Source organism: Actinomadura bangladeshensis (assembly GCF_004348335.1).
In the GTDB taxonomy this organism is placed as follows: Bacteria; Actinomycetota; Actinomycetes; order Streptosporangiales; family Streptosporangiaceae; genus Spirillospora; species Spirillospora bangladeshensis.
In genome coordinates, this window is sequence record NZ_SMJW01000457.1 from 1 (window position 1) to 3,012 (window position 3,012).

At 65.3% G+C, this 3,012-nt stretch carries 3 protein-coding genes; all 3 read left to right on the forward strand.

The annotated features are described in order from the left end of the window. Positions 1-210: 210 nt before the first annotated feature. Entirely contained in the window at positions 211-1,086 is an 876-nt protein-coding gene (locus E1284_RS39770) for a helix-turn-helix domain-containing protein (protein ID WP_243715033.1), read from the forward strand. Positions 1,087-1,101: 15 nt separating this feature from the next. Beyond that, positions 1,102-1,302, forward strand: a complete 201-nt coding sequence (locus tag E1284_RS39775; RefSeq protein ID WP_131945291.1) for a DUF397 domain-containing protein — start codon at positions 1,102-1,104, stop codon at positions 1,300-1,302. A gap of 499 nt (positions 1,303-1,801) precedes the next feature. Continuing rightward, a partial coding sequence (locus E1284_RS39780) for an HNH endonuclease signature motif containing protein (RefSeq protein WP_131945292.1) occupies positions 1,802-3,012 on the forward strand: 1,211 nt, incomplete at its 3' end.

A 3,012-nucleotide genomic window follows, 5' to 3' on the forward strand; every position in this document is an offset into this window, starting at 1 on the left:
CCAGCCCCCACGCCCCCTTGACCTCCATCGAAGCTCACCTTCTCCTGACTATTGCCGTGATTGACACGGAAAGCGACATTTTCGTCACTCAATGTTGTGTGGTTGAGGTCACATGATGCGAGTTCCGCCCGCAGAGCCGCAACAGTTTCAAAGAATTGAGGTCAAGATCTTTTAGGGAGAGCCCGAAACCGCTTGCCGAGCGACTACGGAGTGAGCATCCTCGATCACATGACAGTGAGACCGCCGACCGTTCGTGAGCGCCGGCTCGCCAGTGAGCTGCGGAGGCTGCGGGAGACCACAACGCCTCTCAACCTTGAAGAGGCCGCCCAACGGCTCGGGTGGAGCAAGACCAAGCTCTCTCGGATTGAGAACGCGATTCGCAGGGTCTCGGCGGCCGAGGTCGAGCAGATGCTCGCCGTCTACGGACTGAACGGTCCGCGCATGGACGCCCTCGTCAAGTTTGCTCGGACCAGCAGGCAACGTGGCTGGTGGGACGCCTACGGCGACAGCCTGCCCTCCGTCTATGCCACGTATATAGGCCTTGAAGCAGAGGCCGAGTGGCTCAACTCCTACTCCATGGGGCTCGTCCACGGCCTGATGCAGACCGAGGCATATGCCTACCAGGTGATCAAATCGGTCCTCATGCGGTTGTCGCCGCTGTCGGAGGTGGAGCGGCGAGCCGCAGGGCGCATGGCGCGGCAGAAGGCTTGGCTTGAGCGTCAGGAGCCACTGCGCCTCTGGTCCATCCTGGACGAGGCAGCGATCACGCGAGTCATCGGTGGACCCGAGGTCATGCGCGAGCAGTACAAGCGCATCATCGAGATGTCCGATTTGCCCAACGTGGTGTTCCAGGTGATGCCTGTGGACGCAGGAAGCCACCCGGGGCTGGTGGGCAGCTTCACCGTGATGGGCTTCCCTGAGCGATTTACGCCGGATGTCGCATATGTCGAAAACATGACGAGTGCTCTGTACATTGAGGACGAGCGGGAGGTGCACACCTACTCGCTGGCGTTCGACCAGTTGAGGGCTTCGGCCATGAGCCCGGAGAAGTCCCTGGCGCTGCTCGAACGCCTCGCGCGAGGCTGATCGTTAGGAGCAGGGATGACCGACCCCAACGCCCTCCGAGGAAGGTTTCGTAAGAGTTCCTACAGCGAGGGGGGCGGCTGCGTGGAAGCTTGCTCCAGCGGTGCGCAGCGCCTTGTCCGTGATTCCAAGAACCCCGACGGTGGCGTCCTGGCCATGGAGCGGGATGCGTGGGCAGCCTTGGTGTCGCGAATCAAGCAGGGTGCATACGACCTCTGAGCCGGGCCTCGTGTCGTAACTATCGCCTAGCGCTGCTGAGGTGTGGCGTGGTCTTGGGTGATGCCTGATAGGGAACGGGCGTTGAACTACGGCTCGTTCTCTGAGTTGAGGGTTTCGCGGAGTGTTCGAGGGCTGGTGCCGAATAATCCGAACGGCCTGTTCCGCGTTCGTGGAATTGTGGTGGGGGCGGCGCTGCGTACGGGGCCGCCCCTCCAAAGTCAAGGGCGCCTTCGGCGTCGCTTCGCGATGGCCTTCGGCCACCCTTGACTTCGGAGCCTCTGCGGCCCCTGAGTGCAGCTTTCGTCGGGCAGGCTCCGCCTGCCCTCTGCCCGACGCGCCGCCCCCACCCCTCCAAGAATCGAACAACACGCGCAATATGCGCAAGCCCGCGCCGCCCAAATAAAATGCCCGAAATGGGCCTTTTGTGGCAGCTAAAAAATCATGGAGGGAATTTCGGTTCGAAAGGATGAAGTGACGTTCGGTCGGATATTATAAGGGTATGGGTTCAATCGCGGTCGACCTCGATGCCGCGTCCGCCATGGAATTGGTGGACGCGGCATCGGCGATCGCCGCCGAACTCGCCTCCCGCGCCGCCCCCGAGTCGGCGGCGGCGTGCATGGAACTCACCGAAACCCTCGCCACCGCCGCCGACCTGCACGAGGCCGCCCTCGCCGGATTCATCGGCGTGGTGGACGGTGCGCGGGAGGTGCAGCGGTGGGGTTTCCCCTCCACCCGCTCTTGGCTGCGCTCCCGGCTGGGCATGCGCGAAACCCGCGCCAAAGAACGTCTGGCCCTGGCCCGCCAACGGCACCGCCTGGGGCAGGTGTCGCAGCGGTGGGCGGCCGGTGAACTGTCGGCCGGGTACGCCGCGACCATCGCCGAAGCGGTCACCCGCCTCGATGACGACGACTGCGGCAAGGCCGAAGACATTCTGCTGGGCATGGTCGACCAGGGCTTCTCCGCCGGGAAGGTCGCCAGTTTCGGTAAGCGGATCCGTGACGTGATCACCGAACGCGACGGCACCGAACAGGCCCCCCGAGAGGCGGCGCGGGGGTATGAGCGGTCGTGGATCGATTCGACACGGTCGCTGGACGGCGGCCGCTACGTCAAAGGCTGGCTGAACGCCGAAGACGCGGCCATCTGGGACGGCACCTTGGCCCCGCTGGCCAAACCCGCCGGGGCCGACGATCATCGCGACCTGTCGGAGCGGACGGCGGCGGCGCTGGCCACGGTCCTGTCGGGCGGTCACAAGGCCACCAAGGTCACCGTCATCTGCGACCTGGACACCCTCACCGGCGGCGGCACACCGGCGCGCCTCACCGACGGGACGCCGATCCCCGCCGCCCAAGCCCGCCGCATCGCGTTGAGCGCCGGGGTCTCACCGCTCCTGCTCGGCGGCGGCAACACCCCGCTGTACCTGGGGAATCGGGTGCGGTTCGCCACCGGCGCGCAACGCCGGGTCCTGGAGACGATGTACTCCACGTGCGCGGTGCAGGGGTGCGAGGTGCCCGGGACGCTATGCGAGGTCGACCACGTCCACGGCTGGGCCCTGCGCCACAGCCCCACCGACATCGACCAACTCGCCCTCACGTGCGGATGGCATAACCGCTACAAACACACCCACCCCGACCACCTCCACATCACTAAAGTCCCGGACGGCCGCTACACCTACCGCCTCCACCCACCCGGGATCAGAGCCCTTCCCCAACC